The sequence below is a fragment of the Roseateles sp. P5_D6 genome (assembly GCF_054049415.1).
Genome location: NZ_JBFUMK010000050.1, coordinates 1 through 2,687 on the forward strand (window position 1 = coordinate 1; position 2,687 = coordinate 2,687).

Below are 2,687 nucleotides of genomic sequence, written 5' to 3' on the forward strand. Positions count from 1 at the left end.
CCCCACGCCAGCACCGGTGCCGCTGCCCCCGGCGCCGCCGGCCAACCCGCCGACCCAGCCTTCGCCCGGCAATGGCAGCGACACCGGCAGCGTCAACCCGCCCGCAGCGCCCGGCTCGCCGCCACCGCCACCGCCACCGCCACCGCCTGCGCCGGCACCCACACCGGCTCCGGCCCCATGGCCGCTGCCTCCCGCACCGCCGGCCAATCCGCCCACCATGCCCTCGCCCGGCAACGGTTCGGACACCGGCAACACGAATCCTCCGCTGCCGCCGGGCGCCCAGCCGCCGGTATCGAGCGGCAATGGCAACACGACCCGCAACCGCCTGCCCCCGACGCCGCCGCTGGTCCCGGTCGGCCCGGTGGCCCCGTCGCCCTCGCCTGCCCCGAGTCCCGCGCCGACTCCGGCGCCCACGCCAGCGCCAGCGCCAAGTCCTGCGCCTACGCCGGCACCGAGCCCATCGCCCACGCCCACGCCCACGCCCACGCCAAGCCCTTCACCTTCGCCGGCGCCAAGCCCCGCGCCCACGCCGACCCCGACCCCCGCGCCGCCTCAGCCGTCTGCAGGCAACGGCGACACGACGCGCGACCAACTGCCGCCTGCGCCGCCTGCGCCGCCGATCCCCGCTCCCGCACCCACGCCGGCGCCCACGCCCGCTCCCATCGAGCCGTCGATCAGCAACGGCGACGGCAGCACCCGCGACACCTTGCCGCCTGTGCCGCCGTCGTCCGTCCCCGCGGCCACGCCCGGCGCCGCGCCATCACCCGGCGCTGCGCTGGCGCCGGCCGGCGCGCAAGCCAGCCAGGCCTCGGCCCGGGTGACGCCGGCCGACGCGGCCAGGAACGATGGCTGTGCGAAGGACGCCGACGCTGCCACCGGCACGGAGGACGACCGTGAGCCCTCCGCGGGCAATGGCGACGAGACGACACAGGACAAGCTGCCGCCCAGGCCGCCCACCCGCCCGGGCGAGGCACCGGCACCTGCACCCACGCCGACCCCGACCCCGGCACCAACGCCAGCGCCAACGCCGGCGCCCGCGCCGGCGCCGTCCACACCCGACGAGTTGCCCGCACCGGGCCAGCTCGGCCTGGACCTGAGCCTGCTGGCGCCCGACCTGCAGAAGGCCGGCGTCAGCCCCTTCCTGGCACACGGCGGCAGCATCAGCATCAGCGCGGGCCGCGACGTCAAGGGTGCGGCCTTGGGTCGCAGCCAGGACGACGTCAGCCAGTGGTGGTGGCGCTCCGGCCTGGACAGCCTGTCGCCAACCGCCTGGTGGTCGCGTTATGACCTGTTCAGCCAGGGCGTCGCCACCTTCGGCGGCGGCAACGTCAGCGTCAATGCGGGCCGCGACGCCGTGCAGGTGCATGCCGCCGCCGCCAGCAGCGGCTGGCGCGGCACGCCGGCCACGACCTCCGCGCAGGGATCGACCAACACGGCTTCGGTGCCCACCCAGCTCTTCCAGCGCGGCGGCGGCAACGTCAGCCTGCAGGCCGGCCGCGACGTCCTCGGCGGGCGGCTGTTCGCGGCGGGCGAGCAGCTCGGCGTGACGGCCGGCGGCAAGGTCGGGCGCGACACCGAGGCCACCCAGGCCAGCGTCGACGCCGGGCTGCAGCTGCTGCACCTGGGCACCCAGGTGCACGCCAGCGCGGCGACCGGCCTGGACGTCGGCGCCGTGCGCGACGCYGGCATGACGACCGCGGCGCGCGCCAACACCCTGGGTGAAGGCGGCGTGCTGGGTGGCCTGTCGGCCGGGGCCTCACTGGAGCTGCTGAGCCAGAGCGGCGACCTGCGGCTGCGCGGCGAAGCCGCGCGTGCCGAGGGCCAGCCCGGTTCACGGGACGCGGCCCAGAGCCTGCTGCCCGAAAGGCTCAGGCTGGTCGCCGCTGGCGGCGACGTCAAGCTCGACGAGACCATGCAGCAGATGCCGCAGCGCGAGGCCCGCACGGAGATCCTGGCCGCCGGCTCGGTGACCGTCTCGGGCCTGGGCGTGGCGACGCAGGCCGCGGCGCTGGAGCCGGGCCTGTACAGCCGCGGGCGCCTCAACGATGTGCTGGTCCAGCCGCTGTCGGGCACGCGGCCGACCCGCTTCCCGGACGTGGAGGGCGCCGTGCCGGTAGACACGCCGGCGCAGCTCGACGCCAGCGACCGCTCGCCGGTGCGCATCGTCGCGGGTGAAGATGTCAATGTCGCCAACAACATCGTCTCGGCACGGCCGGTGCAGATCGAGGCCGGCCGCGACATCGTCTTCGGCAGCCAGAAGGTCGTCAGCGTCCAGCACCAGGACTGGCGTATCGGCGCCGAGAGCAAGCCGCTGCAGGTGCGCGAATTCAGCTGGCTGCAGGCCGGCCGCGACCAGCGCGGCGTGGCGGTCGAGATCGCCGGGCCGGGCGAGCTGCTCGTGCTGGCCGGCCGCGACATCGACCTGGGCGCCAACAGCGGCCTGGTGGCGCTGGGCGGCACGCGCAACAGCAGCCTGCTGCCGGCCAGGGGCAGCGACATCACCGTCGTGGCCGGCCTGCGCGGCGATGGGCAGGACTACAGCCAAGCCGTGCACGAAGGCTTTGCGCTGCTGGGCAGCAGCGGCTGGACGGCGCCCCGCCTGGCCGCGCTGTACACCGCCCTGGGTGGCAGCCGCGCCGGCTTCGCCACGCTGGCGGCGGCCGAGCAGCTCGCCGCGCTGCGCGAGC

At 76.2% G+C, this 2,687-nt stretch carries 2 pseudogenes; one reads left to right on the forward strand and one right to left on the reverse strand.

What is annotated here, in order from left to right:
- A pseudogene (locus ACXJKM_RS30025) lies at positions 1 to 246 on the reverse strand (hypothetical protein); the annotation flags it as partial.
- Here ACXJKM_RS30025 and ACXJKM_RS30030 point away from each other — a divergent pair.
- Positions 218 to 2,687 (forward strand): annotated as a pseudogene (locus ACXJKM_RS30030) (hypothetical protein); the annotation flags it as partial. The pseudogenes ACXJKM_RS30025 and ACXJKM_RS30030 sit on opposite strands and share 29 nt — an antisense overlap.